The organism is Gemmatimonadota bacterium, from assembly GCA_009835325.1.
GTDB lineage: Bacteria > JAAXHH01 > JAAXHH01 > JAAXHH01 > JAAXHH01 > JAAXHH01.
The window spans coordinates 19,984-42,094 of sequence record VXWP01000075.1; the positions used below are offsets into that span (position 1 = coordinate 19,984).

General features: G+C 63.4%; 18 protein-coding genes. 13 read left to right on the top strand and 5 right to left on the bottom strand.

Annotated elements, in window-relative coordinates; all coding sequences use genetic code 11:
* Positions 1-100 precede the first annotated feature (100 nt).
* Complete coding sequence (locus F4Z81_09575; protein ID MXW05301.1) at positions 101-373, top strand: MoaD/ThiS family protein; 273 nt, start codon at positions 101-103, stop codon at positions 371-373.
* 17 nt (positions 374-390) lie between these two features.
* Here the strand turns inward: F4Z81_09575 and F4Z81_09580 are convergent, their stop codons facing one another.
* Together F4Z81_09580 and F4Z81_09585 are read right to left on the bottom strand one after the other, a co-directional pair.
* A complete protein-coding gene (locus F4Z81_09580; GenBank protein ID MXW05302.1) occupies positions 391-2,859 on the bottom strand; it encodes a S1 RNA-binding domain-containing protein in 2,469 nt (822 codons plus the stop codon).
* Between the two features lie 71 nt (positions 2,860-2,930).
* Complete coding sequence (locus F4Z81_09585) at positions 2,931-4,136, bottom strand: aminotransferase class V-fold PLP-dependent enzyme (protein MXW05303.1); 1,206 nt, start codon at positions 4,134-4,136, stop codon at positions 2,931-2,933.
* Positions 4,137-4,377: 241 nt separating this feature from the next.
* Here F4Z81_09585 and F4Z81_09590 point away from each other — a divergent pair, with 241 nt between their 5' ends.
* From F4Z81_09590 to F4Z81_09630, 9 genes are all read left to right on the top strand, one after another.
* Positions 4,378-5,823, top strand: coding sequence for a menaquinone biosynthesis decarboxylase (locus tag F4Z81_09590; protein MXW05304.1), 1,446 nt, complete (start codon positions 4,378-4,380; stop codon positions 5,821-5,823).
* A gap of 255 nt (positions 5,824-6,078) precedes the next feature.
* Positions 6,079-6,378: a YciI family protein gene (locus F4Z81_09595; GenBank protein MXW05305.1), complete on the top strand. Its 300-nt coding sequence runs from the start codon at positions 6,079-6,081 to the stop codon at positions 6,376-6,378.
* 98 nt (positions 6,379-6,476) lie between these two features.
* Positions 6,477-8,252, top strand: a complete 1,776-nt coding sequence (locus tag F4Z81_09600; GenBank protein ID MXW05306.1) for a hypothetical protein — start codon at positions 6,477-6,479, stop codon at positions 8,250-8,252.
* A 10-nt stretch (positions 8,253-8,262) separates the two neighbouring features.
* A complete protein-coding gene (locus F4Z81_09605) occupies positions 8,263-8,994 on the top strand; it encodes a hypothetical protein (protein ID MXW05307.1) in 732 nt (243 codons plus the stop codon).
* On the top strand, positions 8,991-9,980 hold the full coding sequence (locus tag F4Z81_09610; GenBank protein ID MXW05308.1) for an extradiol ring-cleavage dioxygenase: 990 nt from the start codon (positions 8,991-8,993) through the stop codon (positions 9,978-9,980). Before F4Z81_09605 ends, F4Z81_09610 begins: the two co-directional genes overlap by 4 nt.
* Positions 9,981-10,097: 117 nt before the next feature.
* The gene (locus tag F4Z81_09615; protein ID MXW05309.1) at positions 10,098-11,309 is read left to right on the top strand and encodes a CofH family radical SAM protein; all 1,212 of its coding nucleotides are present in this window, start codon (positions 10,098-10,100) and stop codon (positions 11,307-11,309) included.
* 5 nt (positions 11,310-11,314) lie between these two features.
* Complete coding sequence (gene mqnC, locus F4Z81_09620) at positions 11,315-12,439, top strand: dehypoxanthine futalosine cyclase (GenBank protein ID MXW05310.1); 1,125 nt, start codon at positions 11,315-11,317, stop codon at positions 12,437-12,439.
* A gap of 44 nt (positions 12,440-12,483) precedes the next feature.
* Positions 12,484-13,290 (top strand): menaquinone biosynthesis protein, encoded by an 807-nt coding sequence (locus tag F4Z81_09625; GenBank protein ID MXW05311.1) that lies wholly within the window; start codon positions 12,484-12,486, stop codon positions 13,288-13,290.
* Positions 13,287-14,261 carry a DUF362 domain-containing protein gene (locus F4Z81_09630; GenBank protein ID MXW05312.1) on the top strand — a complete coding sequence of 325 codons (975 nt, stop codon included), beginning with the start codon at positions 13,287-13,289 and terminating at the stop codon, positions 14,259-14,261. Before F4Z81_09625 ends, F4Z81_09630 begins: the two co-directional genes overlap by 4 nt.
* A gap of 5 nt (positions 14,262-14,266) precedes the next feature.
* Here the strand turns inward: F4Z81_09630 and F4Z81_09635 are convergent, their stop codons facing one another.
* The 3 genes from F4Z81_09635 to F4Z81_09645 all read right to left on the bottom strand — a co-directional run bounded on the left by F4Z81_09635 (position 14,267) and on the right by F4Z81_09645 (position 17,671).
* Positions 14,267-15,394: an aminotransferase class V-fold PLP-dependent enzyme gene (locus tag F4Z81_09635; protein ID MXW05313.1), complete on the bottom strand. Its 1,128-nt coding sequence runs from the start codon at positions 15,392-15,394 to the stop codon at positions 14,267-14,269.
* 22 nt (positions 15,395-15,416) lie between these two features.
* The gene (locus F4Z81_09640) at positions 15,417-15,749 is read right to left on the bottom strand and encodes an STAS domain-containing protein (GenBank protein MXW05314.1); all 333 of its coding nucleotides are present in this window, start codon (positions 15,747-15,749) and stop codon (positions 15,417-15,419) included.
* A gap of 200 nt (positions 15,750-15,949) precedes the next feature.
* Positions 15,950-17,671, bottom strand: coding sequence for a hypothetical protein (locus F4Z81_09645; GenBank protein MXW05315.1), 1,722 nt, complete (start codon positions 17,669-17,671; stop codon positions 15,950-15,952).
* A 149-nt stretch (positions 17,672-17,820) separates the two neighbouring features.
* Here F4Z81_09645 and F4Z81_09650 point away from each other — a divergent pair, with 149 nt between their 5' ends.
* From F4Z81_09650 to F4Z81_09660, 3 genes are all read left to right on the top strand, one after another.
* On the top strand, positions 17,821-19,203 hold the full coding sequence (locus F4Z81_09650) for an aminotransferase class V-fold PLP-dependent enzyme (protein ID MXW05316.1): 1,383 nt from the start codon (positions 17,821-17,823) through the stop codon (positions 19,201-19,203).
* A gap of 76 nt (positions 19,204-19,279) precedes the next feature.
* The gene (locus F4Z81_09655) at positions 19,280-20,962 is read left to right on the top strand and encodes a long-chain fatty acid--CoA ligase (protein ID MXW05317.1); all 1,683 of its coding nucleotides are present in this window, start codon (positions 19,280-19,282) and stop codon (positions 20,960-20,962) included.
* Between the two features lie 39 nt (positions 20,963-21,001).
* Complete coding sequence (locus tag F4Z81_09660) at positions 21,002-22,000, top strand: site-2 protease family protein (protein MXW05318.1); 999 nt, start codon at positions 21,002-21,004, stop codon at positions 21,998-22,000.
* Positions 22,001-22,111 lie beyond the last annotated feature (111 nt).

Here is a 22,111-nt window from a genome sequence, read left to right on the forward strand (position 1 = left end):
ATTCTCCCGCCCTTTTGCTTTACTTGAAGGCCTTGCCAGATCCCGGGCTGGCCGAGTGCGCAGGACAGTGCATAAAGCGCATAGCAACGAAAGCTGATCCATGGCCACCATCTACATCCCGTCCCTCATGCGCGACCTGACCGGCGGCAAGGAGATCATCCACATCGAAGGGGCCGACATGCGTCAGATCATCGCCAACCTGGAGACGGCCTACCCGGGTTTTAAGCAGAGGTTGCTGGAGGAAGGGACGCAGCGGATCAAACCCAACATCGCGGTCATGATCGACGGCCGCAATGCCCGCCGCATCCTGCTCGACAAGGTGAACGAGGACAGCGAGATCCACTTCCTGCCCGCGATCAGCGGGGGTATTTAAGGGGAGTTGAGGGAAACCTACAACTTACGGTTCAACTTGAGCAGGTGATCGACGGTCAGGACCTTGTTGGCCGAGGAACCTCGTTGGCCGGCCGACTTCCGATTCGCCGGTTTCTTTCTCCGGTTCTTGCGTGAGACCACCTTCCCGGACGCTTCCGTCTTCCCGGCGTCTTGTGCCTTCGAGGTCGAGTCTGCCTTCACGGACGGATCTCCCTTTTCGGTTGCTTCCGCCTGCCCGTCCGCACTCGTGCGCTCCGCCGCCTTCACATTCCCGCCTTCGGTCTGCCCATCCTGCCGGCGCTTCGATGGCCGGCGCCTTCGCCTGCGCTCGGGCTTCCCGTTGCCACGTTCCTTGCCCTCCCGCATCGACAGCGAGATCCGGTTTCGTTCGTGGTCCACGCCGAGTACCCGCACCTCGACCAGCTGCCCCACCTTGACGGCTTCGCCGGCATGCTTGACATACCGGTCCACGAGCTGGCTGATGTGCACGAGCCCATCGAGGTGGACCCCTACATCCACGAAGGCACCAAAGTTCGTGACGTTGGTCACGACGCCGTTGAGCCGCATGCCCTCCTTGACTTCATCGATGCTATTTACCCCTTCGGTGTACTGGACGGGCTTGAACTCCTCGCGGGGGTCGCGCCCGGGCCGCGCCAGTTCTTCCAGGATATCTTCGAGCGTAGGCAGCCCCACGGTATCGTTCACGTAGGTATCGAGCTCGATACGGCCGCGGACCGCTGAATCGTCCATGAGCTCGTTGACGCTGCAACTTTGATCGGAAGCCATCCGGTCCACGATTTCATAGCTCTCGGGGTGCACGGCACTGGCGTCCAGGGGGTTCTCGGCGTTCCCGATTCTCAGGAAACCCGCGGCCTGCTCGAAGGCCCTCGGACCGAGGTTCGGCACCTGCTGCAGATCCGTCCTCGAGACGAAGGGACCCGCTTTCTCCCGGTGGGCCACGATGTGCTTCGCCAGCGCGGGTCCAATGCCGGACACGTAGGAAAGGAGTTGAGCGCTCGCCGTGTTTACCTCGACGCCGACGTTGTTCACGCAACTCGTCACCACGTCGTCCAGGCTCTTCTTCAGCGATGCCTGGTCGACGTCGTGCTGGTACTGCCCGACGCCTATGGACTTGGGATCGATCTTGACCAGCTCGGCCAGGGGATCCATGAGCCGGCGGCCGATGGAAATCGCCCCGCGTACCGTAACGTCCAACCGCGGGAATTCCTGCCGGGCCTCGGCAGACGCCGAGTAGACCGAAGCGCCGCTTTCGTTCACGAGCACGATGGACGGATCACCGGCAAGCTCGATCGTACGGAGGAACTGGGTGGTCTCCCGTCCGGCCGTCCCGTTGCCCACGGCGATAGCATCGAATTCGTACTGCTCGTGCAGGGTCCGCACGATCCGTGCCGCCCTTTCCTTCTTCTTGTCCCCGGAATGAGGAAAGATGCTGGCCCGGTCCATCAGTTTGCCCTGTTCGTCGAGACACACGACCTTGCAGCCCGTGCGGAAACCGGGATCGACCGCCATGATGCGGCGGCGGCCCAGGGGAGGCGCCATCAGCAGCTCCCGCAGGTTCCGCGCGAAAACGAGGGTCGCCTCCTGCTCGGCCTTCTGCCGGACAAGGGACCTCAACTCCGTTTCGAGGGAGAGTGAGAGCAGGCGGCGGTAGCCGTCGGTAACGGCCAGGCGGACCTGTTCGGACGCGGGACCTTCTCCCTTGACGAAGAGCTCCTCGAGTCGCGCAATCGCCTCGCCTTCCGGCGGGGCAATGGTCATTCGCAGCACGTCTTCTTTCTCGCCGCGCCGCATGGCGAGCACGCGGTGAGAAGGCGCTTTCACCGCCGTCTCGGACCAGTCGAAATAGTCCCGGAACTTGATCCCCGACGATTCCTTCTCCGCGACCACCGTGGACCGGATGACCGCCTTTTCGTGGAACAGCCGGCGCAGGGCCGACCGTGCCGTCGTATCTTCATTGATCCATTCGGCGATGATGTCGCGCGCGCCGGACAGGGCGTCCTCGGCGGTATCGACTTTCTTCTCCGGATCGACGAAAGGAGCGGCTTCGGCTTCCAGATCCATTTCCCCCTGCTCGAAAATGCGCTTCGCCAGGGGTTCCAGACCCCTTTCCCGGGCTGCTGTGGCCCGCGTGCGCCGTTTCGGCCGGTAGGGAAGGTAGGTATCTTCCAGTACGGTCAGGGTTTCCGCGGTCCGTACCTTCGATTCCAGCTCGTCCGTGAGCAGGTCGCGGTCCTTCAGGGAGGCAAGGATCGAGGTCCGGCGCTTCTCCAGTTCCCGGAGCTGGCCGATCCGGTCGCGGATCGCCGTAACGGCCACCTCGTCGAGCGAACCGGTCCTTTCCTTGCGGTAACGCGCGATAAAGGGGACCGTGGCCTCTTCGTCCAGCAGGCGCGCGACGGCTTCCACCTGCTCGGACCGAATCCCCAGTTCACCGGATATCTTCGTGATGTGCGTGTCGTCACTCATGTATGATTGTGGCCTTGTCTGTCCTCAGCTCGTCCGCTCTCACCTGGCCCTGCCTGGTCTGATCTGCTTGTTCACGCGCCCAGGATCTCCCTCAGCCGCCGGGCCACCCGTTCCGGTTCGCCCGCCTTCAGGCAGACCGGGCCGAAGAGCACGATCCCTTCCGAGACTCTCCCGGTATTGGCCTGGATGGGAGGATCGCCCTCCTGCATTGCGAGGACCACGTCCAGGGCGGTCTTGCCCGTCACGGACTCATCCAGTTTCAGCACGGCCATCGGCACCTCGCTGGGCCTGCTGTCGGTATCGATCGTGAACCGGCAACCTGGAATCTCCCCTGTGGCGGCCACGAGTTCATCCATGCGGTCCCGCCACGCCGCCGCGCGCGCTTCCAGGTGTTCACCGGCAAAGCGCTCCAGCGCGGTCAGCAGGCCCACGATTTGTTCCTTGCCGACCTTGCAGGGTCTCCCGATGCCGTGATGAGGCGCGCCGGGCAGGATCGACTTGTCGATGAGGGATTCCGGTGGATTCCACTGCGGTTTCAGTACGTCCATGTCCAGGTGTTGTAGCGCCACGCACATGATGAGGTCCCGGCGGCCGCAGAGGATCCCCGAACCCTGGGGACCGCCGATGGCCTTTCCGCCGCTGAAGGCCACGAGGTCGGCGCCCATGGAGATGTATGCCTGCAGGTTCGACCGTGGCGGTAACTGTCCGGCGGCGTCGACGATCACCGGTACGTTGTGGGCGTGGGCGACTTCGACGACTTCTTCCAGGGGAGGCAGGGCGCGGGGATGGGCGACGTAGCAAACGGCCGCCGTGCGCTCCGTGATGGCGTCGGCGACCTCCCACGCTTCGGTGTCCCGCACGCCGGCCCCGCTGTAGCGGTCCGCGATCCCTACTTCGACGAGCTTTACACCGACGGACCGGATCGCGTGGTCGTAGAAATTCCGCTGGCTGCGGGACATGATGACTTCGTTCTTCATGCCCTCCGTGTCCGGCAGCCGGTTCATCTTGCCGGGGTCCGGGCCGGTGACGCAGGCCGCGGTGCCCAGGAGGAGTCCCGCCGCCGCGCCGGAGGTGACGTATCCCGCTTCCGCCCCGGTGATTTCCGCGATTACCTCGCTCGCACGGGCCTGGAGTTCGGCTATGTCGACGCAGAACTGCGACGCCTCGTGCATGGCGTCGGCGACTTCGGGATCCATGATGCTGCCGCTGAGCCGGGTGGACGGACCCGAAGCGTTGATGATCGTGCGTACTCCGATCGTCTCGTATATGTTGGGCATGTATTCCCTGGCATGAATCAAAGGGCGGTGTTTCGAAAGCAGCACTAATGCTATTACATCGTCCCGTGGTTTGCAACCTGTTTTTTCCGGGCGAGGGCCGGGGTGCTCCGATCTGCCAGTAATGAATTGACTTGAACCATCGCCAGGGGTACTTTACACGGATGGAAATACCATCATGGCGTGGCGCCGAACCCCATGCCGAACCCCATGTCGAATCGAACTCTTACCAGACTGTAAGCCAATGGCCCACAAAGACTTAAATTTGTTCGTCGACCTGCTTCGGGAAGAAGGTGAGTTGAAGGAAATCACCGCGGAGATCGATCCCGAACTGGAGATCAGCGCCATCGCGGACCGCGTGGTCAAGCAGAACGGGCCGGCATTGCTCTTCACCAACGTAAAGGGCCATTCCGGCATACCCGTGCTGATCAATACCTTCGGGTCGAGACGCCGCATGGAGCTGGCCCTGAGTACCGGGGACCTGGACGACATCGCGGCCGAAATCGCCGACCTGATCAATCCCCAGGTGCCGGCCTCCCTTGCGGGAAAACTCCAGCTCCTGCCCCGGCTCGCCCGGTTGAAAGATACCCAGAGCAGGACCGTGCGCAACGGCCCCTGTCAGGAAATAGTCGAGACCGACGCGGCGTCTCTCGAAAGTATCCCGGTCATCAAGTGCTGGCCCGGCGACGGCGGTAGGTACATCACCTTTCCCCAGGTCATTACGAAACACCCCGTAAAGGATACGCGGAACGTGGGCATGTACCGGCTCCAGGTCTTCGACGAGAAAACCCTGGGGCTTCACTGGCAACGGCACAAGGGCGGCGCCCATCACTACCGCGTCGCGGAGGAGATGGGCGAGCGGCTGGAGGTCGCCATTGTGCTCGGGCCCGATCCGGAGACCATGTACGCCGCGACGGCGCCCCTGCCCGATGAGATCGATGAGTACATGCTGGCCGGATTCCTTCGCAGGCAACCGGTCCAGCTGGTGAAGTGCCGTACGGTGGACCTGGAGGTGCCGGCCAACGCCCAGATCGTCCTGGAGGGGTACGCCGAACCCCATGAACGGCGCGTGGAGGGGCCCTTCGGAGATCACCAGGGCTACTACTCGCTGCCCGACGAATACCCCGTGTTCCACCTCACCGCCATCACGCGGAGAAAAGACGCCATCTACCCGACGACTATCGTCGGACCGCCGCCGCAGGAAGACGGGTGGCTCGGAAAGGCCACCGAACGCATCTTTCTCCCGCTGCTCAAGACTACCCTGCCGGAAATCGTGGACATCGACCTGCCCGTCGAAGGCATCTTCCACAACCTGGCCATCGTCTCCATCGACAAGCGCTATCCGGGCCACGCTCGGAAGGTGATGCACGCCCTCTGGGGCCTGGGCCAGATGATGTTCACCAAGGTGATAATCGTTGTGGACAAGGATGTGGACGTGCATAATATGCGGGAAGTCGCCTGGCGGGTCGGCGTTGCCATCGATCCGAAGCGGGACCTGCTGATCAGCGAGGGTCCCTGCGACGTCCTGGATTTCGCCGCGCAGACCGCCGACGTAAGCGGCAAGCTCGGCATCGACGCCACCGAGAAATGGCCGGACGAGGGGTTCGACCGGGGGTGGCCGGAAATCCTGCGCATGCCCGAAGAGGTCGACCGGCGCATCGACAAGCTCTGGCCGGAACTGGATTTGTAACCCGGTCGATGCTGGAGGCGGACCGCCCGGTTTCGGCCCACCGGTTTCGGTCCCGGCGTACCCTTAATCCGCTGGCTCAACTAAGTCTTGCGGAACCTCTGCCGGTTTAGTTTAATTACTCAACATTTCAATTTTGCACTGCACTTTTATTCAAGCCTTGCCGGCTGTCTGCGCGGAACCGTTCGCTCCCGTGCATTCGTGCGGTCCAGTGTTCTCGTGCGGCCCCGCGTGCATCCCGGCAGGAAGGGAGGACAGATGTTTTTCGTAGTCTCTGCGACACATAAGGCGGAAATGGCACAGGAAAGGCTTCGTCTGCAGGAATCATTTGCCGCCTACATTCACGACTCCACCCATCATCCCGATGTGACCGTGCATCACGGCGGGCAAACGCTCAGTGAGGGTGACCGGTCCGTCACCGGTTTCGTCCTCGTGCTCGAGGCGCCCTCGATCGAGGTGGCACGGGCCTTTGTCGAAGGCAGTCCCTATGCCCAGGCGGGCACCTTCGCCGAGTCTCACGTCCGCCCATGGAACTGGTTGACCGGACGGCCCGGCTGAGCGAAACGCTGCCACCGCTCATTTTCGGATCGGGTCCACGGTGGATTCCGTACATCTCCGGGCGTAAGAGCGCCCGGTGTGCGTAGACTGGCCAGGGGATTCCTGTGAGCAGCCGTGACGTGCAAAGCGCTTCTTCCGTTCAATACGAACCCGACGAACATCCTCCGGCGCTTGTGTCGCTGGGCAGCGGCCTGCAACTGGTCGTTCTCGGTATCACAAGCATCATCTTCATCCCCACTATCATCATACGGGCCAGCGGCGGAACCGAGGCGTACCTGTCCTGGGCCGTGTTCGGCGCCGTCGCCGTCAGTGGGATCTGCACGGCGCTGCAAGCCGTCAGACTGAGCCGGGTCGGAGCGGGATACCTACTCTTCATGGGTCCCGCCGGCGCCTTTATCGGGGTCTGCGTCAGCGCCCTCGTCGAAGGCGGTCCGGCGCTGCTCGCCACCCTGGTCGTCGCATCGTCACTTGTCCCGATCGTGATATCGATGCGGCTGGCCCTGTTCAGGCGGCTTCTCACACCGACCATCGTCGGCACCGTGAACATGCTGATACCTGCGACCGTGCTGCCGGTCGTATTCAGCCGCCTGGCCGACGCACCGCAGGACGCGGCGCTCAGTGCACCGCTCACCGCAGTAGCGACGGGCCTGGTCATCGGCGGCATTTCCCTTACGGCAGGGGCGACACTGCGTCTGTGGGCTCCGCTCATCGGGGTGATCGCGGGTTCGGTCATCGGTGGATCGTTGGGTCTCTATGACTTCGACCTGATCACCCGGGCTCCCTGGTTCGGGTTGCCACTGGGCAGTTGGCCGGGTATCGGTTGCGACCTCGGTCCGGCCTTCGTGGGACTTCTGCCTGCCTTCGCTTTTGTGGCCCTCATCGGCGCTATCCAGACGATTACCGGTGCGGTCGCCATCCAGCGCGTGTCGTGGCGCCGGCCGAGGGCCGTGGACTACCGTGCGGTGGAGGGTGCGGTAACGGCGGACGGTATCGGTAAACTGCTCTCTGGCATCGCCGGGATCGTGCCGACTCAGACCATCGGCGTCAGCGTCCCGACCGTTGAGCTGACGGGGGTCGCGGCCCGCCGCGTGGGCATCATTGCCGCCGGCGTGCTGATCGTGCTGGCGTTCCTGCCCAAGTTCCTCGCCATGATCCTGGCTATTCCCAGCGCGGTCGTGGTCGCCTATCTGACCGTCGTGCTGGCGTTGACCTTCGTCCGAGGGATGACCGAGGTGGTGCAGGGCGGGATCGACCATCGCAAGGCACTGATCGCAGGCGTCGCCTTCTGGGTCGGCGTCGGCTGCCAGAACGACCTCCTGTTCCCCGAGGTTCTCGCGGAGTTGGGAGGCGGCCTGCTGGCGAACGGCATAACGGCCGGCGGTATCATGGCGATCCTCATGACCCTGTTTCTGGAAGCGACGGCCCCGCGCGGCAGCCGGATCGAGGTGGCGCTGGACCTGTCCGTGCTTCCGAAGATCAGGACATTCCTCGAGGTGTTCGCATCCCGCAATGGTTGGGGACCGGAGATGGTCCGCCGTCTCGACGCCGCCAGCGAGGAGACGTTGCTGACGCTGATCGAACAGGACGTGGACCGGAAGAGCAGCGACCGGCGGCGCCTGCTTTTGAAGGCGCGCAGGGAAAGCGGCGGCGCGCTCCTCGAGTTCATTGCCGCGGCGGGCGAGGAGAACCTTCAGGACCGGATCGGATTACTGGCGGACAGGCCCGACGACGTGCTGGTGGAACGGGAAGTCTCGCTACGGCTGTTGCGGCACATCGCTTCCTCCGTACGCCACCAGCAGTTCCACGACACGGATATCGTTACCGTCCACGTGAAAGTTCCCGAACCGGATAAAAACCAGCCGAGTACATCATGAGACGCGAAGGATGAAACGCGAAGAAACCGGCGAGGCGGAAGGTACCGGCGTTCCGGGAGAAGCCGGCGTTCCGGGAGAAGCCGGCGTTCCGGGAGAAGCCGCGGCGCCCATCAGTCCGCCGACACATGAAGCAGCATTCGAACGGGCCTGGACCAACCCGGGCAACACCCGAATAGAGCTGGATCCAGTCGACATCAACGGGACACTGGCCCGTTATTACCGCACGAACAAGCCGCTCAGGTTCACCCGGACCATGCTGTGGGACATGGAGGTGAAGAAGGCGTTCCGGCCCGACCTTTACATTCCTTCTGTGGTAAAGAAAGGCAGTTCCCGCTATTGGAACCGGCAGGCATCGACCGGCGGAGCCGAATCCTTCGTGCGATGCTCGCGGCAGCGCCTCTGGCTTGAACCGTCGAAGCATGGGCTGGTTCTCGAACGCGTCTTTCTCAACCCCGGGCGGCAGCGCGTCACATTCATCGGCACGTCGGAACTGCCCGGCATGGATGGGAGTCCGCTTCGAGCAGGCGATAAACAGCCGCTCTTTCACGTTGAGCATTCGGTCGATGGCAATGAATTGCGGCCGCTGAACCTGTGGCGCATCGTTTACCTCACCGACGGACCCCGGCAAGAACTGATCGAGCGGTTCACGCTGGCGAAGGACGTGTGGCTGCGCGAGTTCGTCGAAATCTACATCCGGCGGGACTTGAAGATCGCGTTGAACCGGAGGGAGCTTCCCGGATGAAGATCCTGGAAATCCGCCACGTGGGGTTGCTGTCACCCGCGACCGCGATCCATGCAAAGTTTTACCTCGAGGCCTGGGGACTCCGGCAGGCCGGAGAAGACCGTTCGGTCGGCGAGGACCGGCACGCGCGTTATTTCCGCGGAGCGTCGACCGAGCATCACATTCTCAGTCTGCATGCGGCGAAGCGGCCTGGGCTGCACCACCTGGCCTTCAGCGTTGACGGATGCGAGGCGGTCGACGGGGCGGCAACCGAGCTCGAACGCCGGGGAATCACCATCGTGGCCAATCCGGGCGTCCTGGACGAACCTGGCGGCGGATACGGTTTGCGTTTTCTGGACCCGGAAAACCGCTGCATCGAGCTGTCGGCCGGGGTGGCCCGACACACGAATGAAGGAGCCGATGCCAACGGCGGGTCCGATGCCAACGGCGGATCCGATGCGAACGGCGGATCCGATGCGAACGGCGGGCCTCTCCGGCTGTGCCACGTGGGACTCAACACGGCGCGGTTCGATCAGATCGTGGCGTTCTATACCGATGTGCTCGGGTTCCGGGTCTCGGACTGGATCGAGGACCAGATGGTCTTCCTGCGATGCGGCCGGAGACATCACGTCGTCGTGTTCACCCGCGCGGATCACGCATCGGTCAACCACGTCGCGTACGGGATGTCCGGCGTGGACGCCTTGATGAAAAGGGTCTCCAACCTTCGTGACCGGGGGCAGGAACCCGACTGGGGGCCGGGACGTCACGGCCCCGGCAACAACATCTTCTGCTACTACAAGGATCCGGCCGGATACGTGAACGAATGCTCCAGCGACCTGGCGTACATCGAAGACGAAGCAACGCACGAACCCGCGGTATGGCGAAGAGTGCCGGAAACGATGGATTACTGGGGTACGGCAGGGGCGCCCGGTTTCGGCGTTCGGAAGGCGATGGCCGGCGACCCGGATCCCGGCTGGACGGCACAGGGCCTCGTCGAGACGAGGTGATTCTTATTGTGAAAAAGGGCTCGGAAGTGCATTATAAGAGGGAAGCGTGTGGCGGGTCGGCGTCTGCAGAGGACGCCCGCCGGTTGAAACTGAACGACTGTTTTTGAGGAGGCGGTTTTGTTCGAGGCATTGATCGCCGCGGCAGGTCTGGAAGACATCCACAAGAAAGTGGAAGCGGGCGAGCGGCTCTCGGCCGACGACGGGAGACGGCTGTACCGGAACGGGAACCTTCCCGCCATCGGCTACCTGGCCAACCTGGTGCGTGAGCGGATGCACGGCGACCGGGTATACTTTGTGCGCAACCAGCACCTGAACTACACCAACATCTGCAACAAGAGCTGCCTGTTCTGTTCGTTTTACGCCCTGCCTAAAGACCCCGAGGGCTACGTGCTTTCGCCCGACGACATCAGGGCGAGGATGGAGACCTACGCCGAGATTCCCATCTCCGAGATCCACATGGTCGGGGGCGTGAACCCGAAACTGCCCTACGACTACTACCTGGACATCGTCCGGGTGATCAAGGAAGTCCGGCCCGGGGTGTCCCTCAAAGCCTACACCATGATCGAACTCGAGCAGATCCGGAGAATCGGCAAGAAGTCCATGGCCGAGACCCTGCTGGATCTGAAAGAAGCCGGGGTGGACGCCCTGCCCGGCGGCGGGGCCGAGGTCTTCAGCGAACGGGTGCACGAGGAACTGTTCCAGGCCAAGTCGGATTCGGACAAGTGGCTCGAGACCGCGCGCGTCGCCCACGAGGTGGGCCTGCCGTCGAACGCCACCATGCTGTACGGCCACGTGGAGCAGACGGAGGAGAAGGTCTACCACCTCATGAAACTGCGTGAACTGCAGGACGAGACGAACGGCCTGCTGGCCTTCATCCCCCTGTCGTGGCACCCTGAACGTACGGCGATCGAGCATCTCCCTGGACCGACCGGCCAGATGGACCTCCGGGAGATCGCGGTAGCCCGGCTCATGCTGGACAACGTACCCCACATCAAGTCGTTCTGGATCATGAACACCCCGGCGGTGACGCAGGTGTCGCTGTGGTACGGCGCGGACGACATGGACGGCAGCGTCCTGGAGTACGAAATCACCCGGAACCCGGTCACCGACCGGATGCAGGCCCTGACCCACACGCAGATGCTCGATATGATCAGCGAATCGGGGCGCCAGCCCGTCGAACGCGACGCGCTCTATCATATCGTCGACCGGCCCGAAACGATCCGTCCGGCCTATATGGAGACCGCCAACGGGGCAGAGGCCGCCGGGGCGAAGGCTAGCGGAGCGAAGGCCAACGGGGCGAAGACCGCCGCGGCACCGGGCCAGGGATAATCCCCATGATCACCGATATCGCGGAAAAAGTCCTGTCCGGAACGCGGCTGACTGCCGAGGACGGGAGGCGTCTTTTCCAGCACCCGAACGTCACTGAACTCGGCATGCTGGCCGATCACGTGCGCCGGACCAGACACCCCGAACCGGTGGTGACCTACAACATCGGCCGGAACATCAACTACACCAACGTGTGCTGGGTGCGGTGCAAATTCTGTGCCTTCTACCGTCCCCCGGGCGACCAGGAAGGATATACGCTGCCGGACGAGGAGATCTTCGCAAAGGTAGAGGAACTGATCGCCGTCGGAGGCGATACGCCGGAGTCCTGCGAGATCCTCATGCAGGGCGGACTGAATCCGAAGCTGAAGATCGACTACTACGAACGGCTCTTCTCGGAAATCTCCCGGCGCTATCCCGCGGCCTATCTCCATTCGCTGTCCGTGGCGGAAATCGTCTATCTCGCCCATATCTCGAGAATCACGGTCGAGGAGGCGCTGATCCGCCTGCGCGCGGCCGGACTTAAATCTCTCCCGGGCGCCGGCGCCGAGATCCTGGACACCGAGGTGCGCGACGCCATCGCCTTCCGCAAGGAAACGGTGGAGGAATGGCTGGACGTCCACAGCCTGTCCCACCGCCTCGGCATGAAGTCGACGGCCACCATGATGTTCGGATCGGTGGAAACCGTCGAACACCGGTTGAAACACCTTCTGCGGGTCCGCGAAGTGCAGGACGATTCCCTGGCTCGCCACGACGGTTACTTCACGGCTTTCATCGCATGGAGCTTCCAGCCGGAGGGCACGGAACTGCCGGATACGCGAAAGGCTACCGGGTACGACTACCTGCGCACCGTGGCGATCGCCCGGCTGATGCTGGACAATATCGAAAACGTCCAGGCGTCCTATGTGACCCAGGGACCCAAGATCGCGCAGATCGCCCTGGGTTACGGGGTGAACGATTTCGGCAGCACCATGATGGAAGAGAACGTCATCAGCGCCGGAGGCACGAGTTTCGTGATGCCTACGAAGGAGATCGAACGCCTCATCAGCGACGCGGGGTTCAGGCCGCGCCGGCGGAACACGCGTTACGAGTACGTAGAAGACGGCACGACGGAACAGCTCGAAACCTCCGCGTAATCGCGCGGGAAGCGGTGACGGATACAACCGGCGGCGACTTCCGAATGGACAACAGAACCCGCATTTACGCCGTCAGTTACCTGAATTCCCGTGCCTTGACTTATGGCCTGGAACACGGCGGCCAGGAACACGGATTCGAAATCCTCTACGATATCCCCTCCGAATGCGCCCGGCAGGTAGGGGCCGGCGAGGCCTCGGCGGGTGTCATTCCAAGTATCGAATACGCAAGAGGCCAGGCGGCCTACGCCATCGTGCCGGAGATCGCCATTGCGTCTGATGGTCCGGTTGCCAGCATCCTCCTTTTCCACAGGGTGCCGGTTCACCGGATCCGCAAGGTGGCGATGGACATGAGCTCCCGGACCTCGGTCGCCCTGGCGCGGATCGTGCTGCATGAGCGATACGGGATTGAAATCGATTCATTCGACCATCCGCCGGACGTCTCCGCGATGCTGGAACGGGCGGACGCGGCCCTGGTCATCGGCGACCCGGCTTTGGAATACACGGACCGGCCGGAACCGCGGCTCGATCTGGGGGAAGCCTGGCGGGAACTGACCGGTCTGCCTTTCGTGTATGCCTTCTGGGCGGGAAAGGACGGTGATCTCACCCACGCTGAGGTCGAACGGCTGATCGAGTCGAAGGAACAGGGCGTATCGGCCCTGGATGAGATCGCCGAACTACACGCCGGGAACCGTTCCCGGCCCACGTCTTTTTATGCGACGTACCTGAAGGACAACCTGGCCTACGACCTTGGTGACCGCGAGCGTAGCGGGCTCATGGAATTTTACGGCCTGGCCCATGCCCGCGGCCTGATCCCGAACGTGCCGGAACTGCGGTTCTATCCGCGTCAATGAAGGAGATGACCATGGCATCGAAAACGACGGTCGGAATCGGTACGGGAAGCAACCGGCGAGAGAACGTGCGGACGGCCGTAGAACGCTCCGCCCCGCAACTGGCCTCCCTCATGCGGGAGGAGGTCATGCTAAAGCCCAATTTCCTCTCCGGCACGAACCCGGTGGTATGCACCCACCCGGACGCGGTCCGCGGCGTGCTGGATGTGATCATGACGCTGCCCGACAAGCCCCGGCGGGTCCTGATCGCCGAAGGCGGCAACGAGACCGTACCCGGGGAGTGCTTCCGCCACATGGGGTACGCCGACATCCCGGACGAATACGACCTCCCCATCGAACTGGTGGACCTGAACCAGGAGACACGATGGCGCAACACCCGGGTTTACATGGTCGACGGCACCTGGACCACGGTCCGAATGCCCCGTACCGTGCTGGACTGTCCCTGCGTCATCTCGGTCGCCTTGGCCAAGACCCACGACGGCGCAATGGTTACCCTGGCGCTGAAGAATCTCATCATGGGCACGATCCTGAAGAAGGACCGCATAAAGGTACACGGCTACACGACCCACCACGACCGGCGCCACCCCCAGGAGGCGCGGGCCCTCAGCAGGAACCTGATCCGTCTTGCCCGCCACCTCTACCCCCACTACAGCGTGGTGGACGGCACGGTGGGCATCCAGGGCAACGGTCCCGGCGGTACAGACACGGTACCTCTGGGGCTGGCGGCGGCCGGAGAGGACACCATCGCCGTGGACGCCGTCATTTCGAAGGCCATGGGATTCGAACCCCTGGAAGTGGGCACGGTCTTCTACGGGGATGCCATCGGGCTGGGCGTGGGCGACCTGGCACGCATCCGCGTCACCGGTGGCCGGCTGGATGAGCTCGCCCTGTCCTTCAAGGGCCACGAATCCATCGACCTGCAGCGCCAGTGGGCCATCGAAGGCGCGTGGGAGACGGCGGCGGTCGGTGGCTGAAGCGGTCAGTGCCTCGGAAGCGCGTCCACAACGCGAAGCACTTCTTCTTCCGTGTTGTAGAAATGCGGGGATATGCGAATGCCGCCTCCGCGGCGTGCGCCGATGATCTGGTGGCTCCGCAGGGTGCGATGCAGGGCTTCGGTCTCGTGTACCGGACTGTCGAACGTCACGATGCCCGACCATTCGGATGCGCCCCGGGGACTCAGGACGCGGTAGCCCTCGTCGCGCAGCCCGTCGACCAGCCGGTCGGTCAGCAGGCGCAGCCTCTCCTGCACCGCCTCGATACCCACCTCCAGCAGCAAGTCCAGGGAAGCGCCCAGTGCGTGTATGCCCAGCGTATTGTGGGAACCGCACTCGAAGCGCCGCGCCGTCGGCGCCGGCGTGGGATCGTAGGCATCGTAGTTGCCGGCGTCCGCTACCGAGTTCCATCCCACTTCGTAGAGCTTCAGCCGTTCCGTCAGGTGCGGCGCGCAGTAGAAAATGCCGATCCCTTCAGGACTCAGCAGCCATTTGTGTCCATCGGCCGTGAGGAGGTCGATGGACATCTCCTCCACGTCCACCGGCGTCTGCCCGAGCGACTGTATGGCGTCGACGACGAAACAGATGTCCTTCTCACGGCACAGCGCGCCGATCGCCGCAAGGTCGTTGCGGAATCCGTTCCCGAACTCGACGTGGCTGATAGAGACGGCGCGCGTCCGCGCATCGACCCTGTCCGCGATCGAATCCACCGTGAGCCGGCCGTCCACGGACTCGACCATCCGTGTTTCCACGCCGTGTCGGGCGAGATTGAGCCAGGGATATACGTTGGAGGGGAATTCCAGGTCGTTCAGGACCACGTTGTCGCCAGAACGCCAGTCGATGCCGTTAGCGGCGAAACACAGGCCTTCGGTCGTATTCTTGACGAAGGCGATCTGCTCAGGTATGGCGTTGATCAACCGGGCAGCCCGGGACCGGGCGGTCTCGATGGCGGCTTCCCAGTCGCGATAGTTGGAGGCAGCGTGCTCGTTGAAGTCCTCCACGTAGGCGCGCACGGCTTCCCTGGCGCGCGTCGGCAACGTGCCGACCGCCGCGTGGTTCAGATAGGTGCAGCGATGGACGACAGGGAATTCCTGACGGATGCGGTCCAGGTTCAATTCAGGCCGGTCCGATCAACAGCTAGAAGCTTGCCGCGGCGTCCTCCGCCGAGTCGAAGATGTTGAAAACGGAATCCAGACGGGTAACGACGACCAGCACGTTGTGCGTGCGTTCGCTCAGGTTGGCCAGCTTCAGGTCGCCTCCGGCTTCACGGAGGGTCTTGGCACTGCCCACGAGCGCGCCGACGCCCGAACTGCTGATGAGATTCAACCTGCCGAGGTCGACGACGGCTGCGGTCGTGCCCTCGGCCTTCAATGCCCTCACGCGGTCATGGAATGCGGACACTTCGGGATCGCCCAGGAAGCTGCCGACGAGTTCGATAACCGGAATACCGTTAATCCTGCTTTCGTTCATTACACGCCTCCGTCTATACACTGCTAAAGCAAAGACCAGCTATTGGATGGTGTAACATTAAACATCAGGTACCCGGTCTCCGCAAGGATAAATTGCGCGGATCGCGGTGTACCCGAAAGCGGTGCGGACGGCACAAAAAGCGGTGAGGTTGATCGGTCTTTCTGCTGGTCCTGTGGCCGAATTCGCAGATGGCCGGACGGTCAGGGATTCGACGCGAAAACGGCGGCCTCGGCGCCTTTGGCGCTATAACCCGGGCAGTGCCCGTTCTCGATGTAGGGGCAGGGGCTCCGGGCGATGATCACGCGGACACCGGACTGGCGCAGGCTCCGTCCGATCACGTCGCGCGACCGGTCCTCGTCCCAGGGATCGATGGTCTCGTTCAGCGCGACCGGGCAGGCTTCCACAATGCCGTCGATGCTGAGCGGCATCGTCTCGCGGCCCGGTTCGGATCCGCCCAGGTTGGGCGTGCCCTGGAACCCGGACAGGGCTGTCGTGGCGTTGTCCAGGATGAGGATGATCAGATCAGACTCCTGGTGGGCCACGTTGAAGAGCGCGTTGGCGCTCAGGTGAAAGAAGTCGGAATCCCCTACGACGGCGATCACGGGATCGGTCACGCCGGCGAGGACCAGACCCGATGCGATGCCGATGCTCGAACCCATGGAGTATTTCACGTCGAGCATCTCGAAGGGCGGCGTGCTGATCTTGATCGCGCAACCGGGGTCCACCACGTACACCGGCGACAGGCCGTATTGCCCGCTCAAATCGCGCAGGATTTCAAATACGGGCGTGTAAGGACAGTTTTCCGGCAGGCCCGCCTCGCTGGGCAGGTCTTTGTGTTCCGCTTGCGGCGGGAAGTCGCGTGCCGGCTTGAATCCGGGGACGAATCCGGCCAGGGCCTCCGCGATCTGGCCACGGAACAACTCCCCTTCCCGCGACACGGCCCCGTCGTGCTTGCCGCTTATCGGCGTCGAGATCTTCGCGTCATAGGAGACCGATTTAATCAATGTTTCGAGAAAGGGCTCGTTCTCTTCCAGGACCAGGGTTTTCTCGGTGGAGGCAAGAAAGCGGGTGATCCGACCGGTGGGCAGCGGCCACAGGGTGGACAGCTTGAGGATGGACAGGCCGGAGATATCCACCCCTTGAAGCACGTCCATCAACTTGGTGTGGATCACGCCCGCGGCGATAATGCCGGTCTTTCCGGTGCCGGTGACCTGGTTGAAGCCCGCGGATTCGAAATGCCGGGCGACCGCCTCAAGCCGCTCGTGCAGTCGCCGGTGCAGCTGGACGGCGTTTCCGGGCACCGATACCCACCGCATGGGATGCCGTTCGAAGGCATGGGGCCGAACGCTGGCCGCTCGGGGGATCTCAGGAGGTTCCACTTCCTCTTCCAGCGCGCCGTACGTCTTCGTGATGCGCACGATGACGGGCATCTGCGTCTCGCGGGACAGCCGGAAGGCCTCCCGGGTCATGGTGATCCCTTCGGAGGGCGTCGCCGGTTCCAGCATGGGCAGCTCGCTTCCCCAGGCGATCGGACGGGTGTCCTGGTCGTTCTGGGTGGCCCAGGCGCCTGGATCGTCCCCGAGCAGGATGACGAGCCCGGCGCCCGCGTCCGTCAGATTGGCCACCATGACGGTATCCAGGGCGACGTTGAATCCGACGCCCTTGCAGCCCATAAGGGCCGGGACCCCGCCGATGGATGCGCCCACCGCCGTTTCGAAGGCGACCTTCTCGTTGGTGGACCATTCCACGTACAGCCCGTGGCTCTCCGAGAAACCGCGCAGAAACTCGATGGTACTGCTGCTCGGTGAACCAGGATAGCTCGTCGCCACCGCGACGCCCGACTGCAACGCGCCGTACGCGATAGCCTGGTCACCGGTGATGCGCATCCCGGCCATGTAACGCTCCCGCAACGGAAAAACCATGCTTGAATGAACGTGTGAATATAGGATTTTCGGCCCTTGACGGTCAAGCGGTATCCGTCGCGGAGTACCGGCCAGAAACCGCTTGCGACCGTTCCGCCGTCCGGCTATATTTGACGCGTTTCCCTTCTAAGGTTCAGCACCGGGACCGCATGACACGGGACCGCATGATGCGGGCACGTCCGTGCCGGTCCTCCGGTGCCACGCATTTCGCTCCGAAGATCTACGCGGGCGACGGAGAAATGGGCATGGCAAAAGGGCGGCAGACATCCGGACGGAAAAAGTCGGCGGAAGACAGCCGGTCCGGGCGGACCGGACGGACCGGTCGGATGGCGGACACCATCGAAGAACTGGACGGGATGCTGGCCGGCGCCGGGCCGGCCGAAGCGGACAACGAGAACTATTGGCAGGCCGTGAGAGCCCAGTTTCCCTATAACGGATCCATACACTACACCAACAACGGGACGATCGGCATTCTGCCCCACATGGTCCTGCAGGCCCAGATCGCGGTCCTGAAGGAAACGGAGATTCAGGACGGGGACACCGGGGGCGTCGCCTATCCGGCGCCTCACGAGGCTCACGAGAAGCTGGCCGCGCTGATCAACGCGGACCCTTCCGAGGTCGCCATCACGAGGAATTCAACCGAGAGCATGAACATCATCGCGCTCGGCCTCGACCTGAAACCGGAAGACGAGATCCTGACGACGACCCACGAGCACTACGGCGGCTGGTCCTGCTGGCAGCACCGGCACGCACAATTCGGCAACCCGATCCGGAAGCTCGACCTGTACGACCCGCCGGAAGACGAGGACGAGATCGTCCGGCTGTTCGAGGAAGCCATACGACCGGAAACCCGCGTGCTCAGCTTCTGCCACGTCACCTGCACGACGGCCTGGCGCCTGCCCGTCCGGAAGATCTGCGCCATGGCCCGCGAGCGCGGGCTCATCACCGTGGTCGACGGGGCGCAGTCGGTAGGCATGATCGCGGTCGACGTGAAGGACCTCGGCGGCGACTTTTACGTGAGCAGCACGCACAAGTGGCTGTTTACGCCCAAGGGCACGGGCCTGCTGTACGTGGATGACGCCGCACAGGACAAGATCGGACTGGGTTACTACACGGGCGGCGGCCGGCCGACGGCGAGGCGGTTCGAGAACAACGCATCCCAGAGTCACGCACCGCTTGTGGGATTCGCCGTGGCCGTGGATTTCCACAACGCCATCGGCACCAGCCTGGTCGAGGACCGCGGCGCGGCCATGGCGAAATGGCTCAAGACCCGGCTTTCCGACATACCCGGCGTTCGGGTCTGGACGCCGATGAACCGCGCACTGTCCGCGTCCATGGTATCATTTTCCATCGCCGGCATGACCTCCTCCGACGTGGGCACGCCGCTCCGGGAAAGGTACCGGATCCACAGCCGCGGGCTGTACGAAGGGGGCTACCACGGCGCACGCATTTCCTGCGCCATGCACAATAGCTACGAAGAAATGGAGCGAGTCGCCGGAGCCGTGAGGGAAATCGCGGCGAACCGGTGCTGAGAAACCGGGTTCATTCAAGCGTCCGTCAGAACAGGTATAAACAAAATCAGGTGCAAATAACGCGGGAGAACGAATCATGTCCGATACTGCACTTACCATACAGGCACTGAAAGAACAGTTGGGTGATGCGTTCGCGGAGAACGTCGTCCTCCGCATCAAACGCGACGGCGAGTACGTGGAATTCACGGGGGCGGAAGCGGCCCATCGGGCCGACGCGCTCGCCGGACTGCTCGCCTCACTCGGCCTGCAGCACGGCGACCGGGTTGCGCTGCTGGCGGCCAACCAGCCGGAATGGGGCATCGCCTACCTGGCCATCGTCGGGCACGGGATGACGGCCGTGCCCATCGATCGGCTGTTGAAACCCGGTGAATACCAGCGGATCCTCGAGGATTCCGGGGCGCGGGCCATCGTCGTGTCGGACGCCTTCCGGGACGATTTCCATTCCATCGCCGGTTCCCTGCCCGAACTCAAGCACGTGCTGAGCCTGGAAGAGGTAATGGCCAGCGAGACGGACGCCGCCGCGCCCGAAAGCCAGGTCAACCCGGATGACCTCGCCGTCCTGATCTACACTTCGGGCACGACCGGCCGGCCCAAGGGCGTGATGCTGTCCCACCGCAACATCATGTCCAACGTGGTGGCCGCCAGCCAGGTCATATCCATTAGCTCCGACGACAGTTTCGTATCCGTGCTCCCCCTGCACCATACCTTCGAGTGCACGGCCGGGTTCCTCGCACCGGTCTTCAACGGCGCCATGGTGTCTTACGTGGGCAGCCTCAATTCAAGAGACATCGTAGAGACCATGAAGGACTCCAAGGCGACGATCATGCTGGCCGTCCCGCTGCTGTACGAGAAAATGTACCAGGGGATCATGCGCAAAGTCGGCTCCCAGCCCGCGGTCACGCGGACTGTGTTCAACCTCCTGATGGGCGTGGTGAAACTGGGCGAGAAGTTCAACAAGCGCATGGGCACGGCCCTGTTCCGGAGCCTGCGCGACAAGGGTGGACTGGGGACCATCAGGTTCTTCGTGTCCGGCGCCGCCGCGCTGCCGCCTGAGGTGGCCGAGGGATTCGATCGCCTGGGCCTCCGCATCCTGCAGGGTTACGGGCTCACGGAAACCTCGCCGGTCGTTTCCGTGCACCGCGTGGAGCAGCCGCCGAAACCCGATTCCGTCGGACCGCCCATAAACGGCGTGGAAGTGGAAGTCGTGAACCCGGACGATACCGGCGTCGGCGAACTGATCGTCCGGGGCGAGAACGTGATGATGGGTTATTACAACAATCCCGAGGCCACGGCCGAGGTGCTCAAGGACGGCGCGCTGTACACGGGCGATTCGGGATGGATCGATGATGAGGGGCACGTGCACATAGCGGGACGTCTGAAGAACGTGATCGTGACCCGCGCCGGCAAGAACATCTATCCGGAGGAAATCGAGGGTGAACTCGTCCTCAGTCCCTACATCGCGGAGGCGCTCGTCTTCGGCGCCGAAAACGCGGATACGGGAGAGGAATACGTCCGTGCAGTCGTGGTCCCCGACTTCGAAGTCCTCGAAGAGGAGGGCGTGCAGGACGACGACGAGACCCTGACCGCGCTCATGAACCACGAAGTGCGGGAGCGGTGCGGGAACCTCGCGGACTACAAACGCGTCAGAGAAGTGGAACTGCGCCGGGAGGAGTTTTCGAAGACTTCCACGCGCAAGATCAAGCGTTTTCTGTTCAAGACCGGGCAGGAAAGCCCCGCGGAGGACACCGCAGGCCAGTGAGGGAGATGTCGCGATCCCCGGAAGGCGGAATATCGATCCATGGATAACAGGCTTCACCCACCCGATTCGGATCCGGCGCCGCATTCCCCTGAGGATACGCTCCCCCATGCCATGCAGCCGGACGAGGCCGGGCGGCAACGCACGCACTGGCGCCGCCCCGCCGTCCTGTTCGCCTGTACTTTCCTGACCACCCTCATCTCCGGCACGATCATGGAGCACCCCACGGTCCCTCCGGTGGTGGTGCTGTTCACCCTGGTGACCGTCCCGTCGCTCCTCCTGGACGGACTGCCCTTCTCCCTGTCGGTGCTAGGCATCCTCATGGCCCACGAAATGGGCCACTATCTCTACGCCAGGTGGTACGGCGTCCACACCTCCCTGCCACATTTCATACCGTCGCCCTTCTTCTTCATCACACCGAACCCGGGCACCTTTGGCGCCGTCATCGTGACGAAGGCGCCCTACCCGAACCGGCAGGCCCTGATGGACATCGGCGCCGCCGGCCCCATCGCCGGATTCATCGTGGCGGTCCCGATCATGGCGTACAGCCTGGTCGGCGCCCGGGTGGATCTCATTCCCGGTGAGGGAGAGGGCCTTTACCTCGGCGAACCCCTGGTGTTTCAGGCGCTCGCGTACCTGATTCACGGCCCGTTGCCCGAGGACTATACCATATACCTCGATTCCGTGGGCCTTGCGGCATGGTTCGGCTGCCTGGTCACCATGCTCAACCTGCTGCCGGTGGGCCAGCTGGACGGCGGCCATATCCTGTATGCCTTCACGGGGGGCGCGGCCGGAGGCAGGCGCCTGCAGAAGAATCTCGCGCTCGTGAGTTTTGCGGCGCTGGCCGTGCTGGGGTGGTACTCGCCGGGATGGTGGGTGTTCGGGGTGCTGCTGCTGTTGTTGGGCAGGTTCAGCGGTTTCCGGCATCCCGCGCCGGTCGATGACGCGGCACCCCTTCCCCGTCACAGCAGGTGGCTGGGTTGGCTCGCGGTCCTGGTCTTCATCCTGACCTGCATGCCGGTACCGATCTCGTTTACGTGACCGTAGCCCTGAAGTCCGGTGTGCGCGGTGTGGGTGGGTCGAGCAGTCGGAGCGGGCCGAATACGCCGGGCGGACCGAGTACCCGGGCGGGCCGAGTACCCCGGCGTACTC

Coding starts and splice junctions, on each gene's coding strand:
- F4Z81_09605 (MXW05307.1), top strand. CDS start 8,263: ATGAAACGCGAAGAAACCGGCGAGGCGGAAGGTACCGGCGTTCCGGGA.
- F4Z81_09575 (MXW05301.1), top strand. CDS start 101: ATGGCCACCATCTACATCCCGTCCCTCATGCGCGACCTGACCGGCGGC.
- F4Z81_09590 (MXW05304.1), top strand. CDS start 4,378: ATGGCCCACAAAGACTTAAATTTGTTCGTCGACCTGCTTCGGGAAGAA.
- mqnC (MXW05310.1), top strand. CDS start 11,315: ATGATCACCGATATCGCGGAAAAAGTCCTGTCCGGAACGCGGCTGACT.
- F4Z81_09640 (MXW05314.1), bottom strand. CDS start 15,749: ATGAACGAAAGCAGGATTAACGGTATTCCGGTTATCGAACTCGTCGGC.
- F4Z81_09595 (MXW05305.1), top strand. CDS start 6,079: ATGTTTTTCGTAGTCTCTGCGACACATAAGGCGGAAATGGCACAGGAA.
- F4Z81_09630 (MXW05312.1), top strand. CDS start 13,287: ATGAAGGAGATGACCATGGCATCGAAAACGACGGTCGGAATCGGTACG.
- F4Z81_09625 (MXW05311.1), top strand. CDS start 12,484: ATGGACAACAGAACCCGCATTTACGCCGTCAGTTACCTGAATTCCCGT.
- F4Z81_09650 (MXW05316.1), top strand. CDS start 17,821: ATGACACGGGACCGCATGATGCGGGCACGTCCGTGCCGGTCCTCCGGT.
- F4Z81_09585 (MXW05303.1), bottom strand. CDS start 4,136: ATGCCCAACATATACGAGACGATCGGAGTACGCACGATCATCAACGCT.
- F4Z81_09610 (MXW05308.1), top strand. CDS start 8,991: ATGAAGATCCTGGAAATCCGCCACGTGGGGTTGCTGTCACCCGCGACC.
- F4Z81_09645 (MXW05315.1), bottom strand. CDS start 17,671: ATGGTTTTTCCGTTGCGGGAGCGTTACATGGCCGGGATGCGCATCACC.
- F4Z81_09580 (MXW05302.1), bottom strand. CDS start 2,859: ATGAGTGACGACACGCACATCACGAAGATATCCGGTGAACTGGGGATT.
- F4Z81_09655 (MXW05317.1), top strand. CDS start 19,280: ATGTCCGATACTGCACTTACCATACAGGCACTGAAAGAACAGTTGGGT.
- F4Z81_09660 (MXW05318.1), top strand. CDS start 21,002: ATGGATAACAGGCTTCACCCACCCGATTCGGATCCGGCGCCGCATTCC.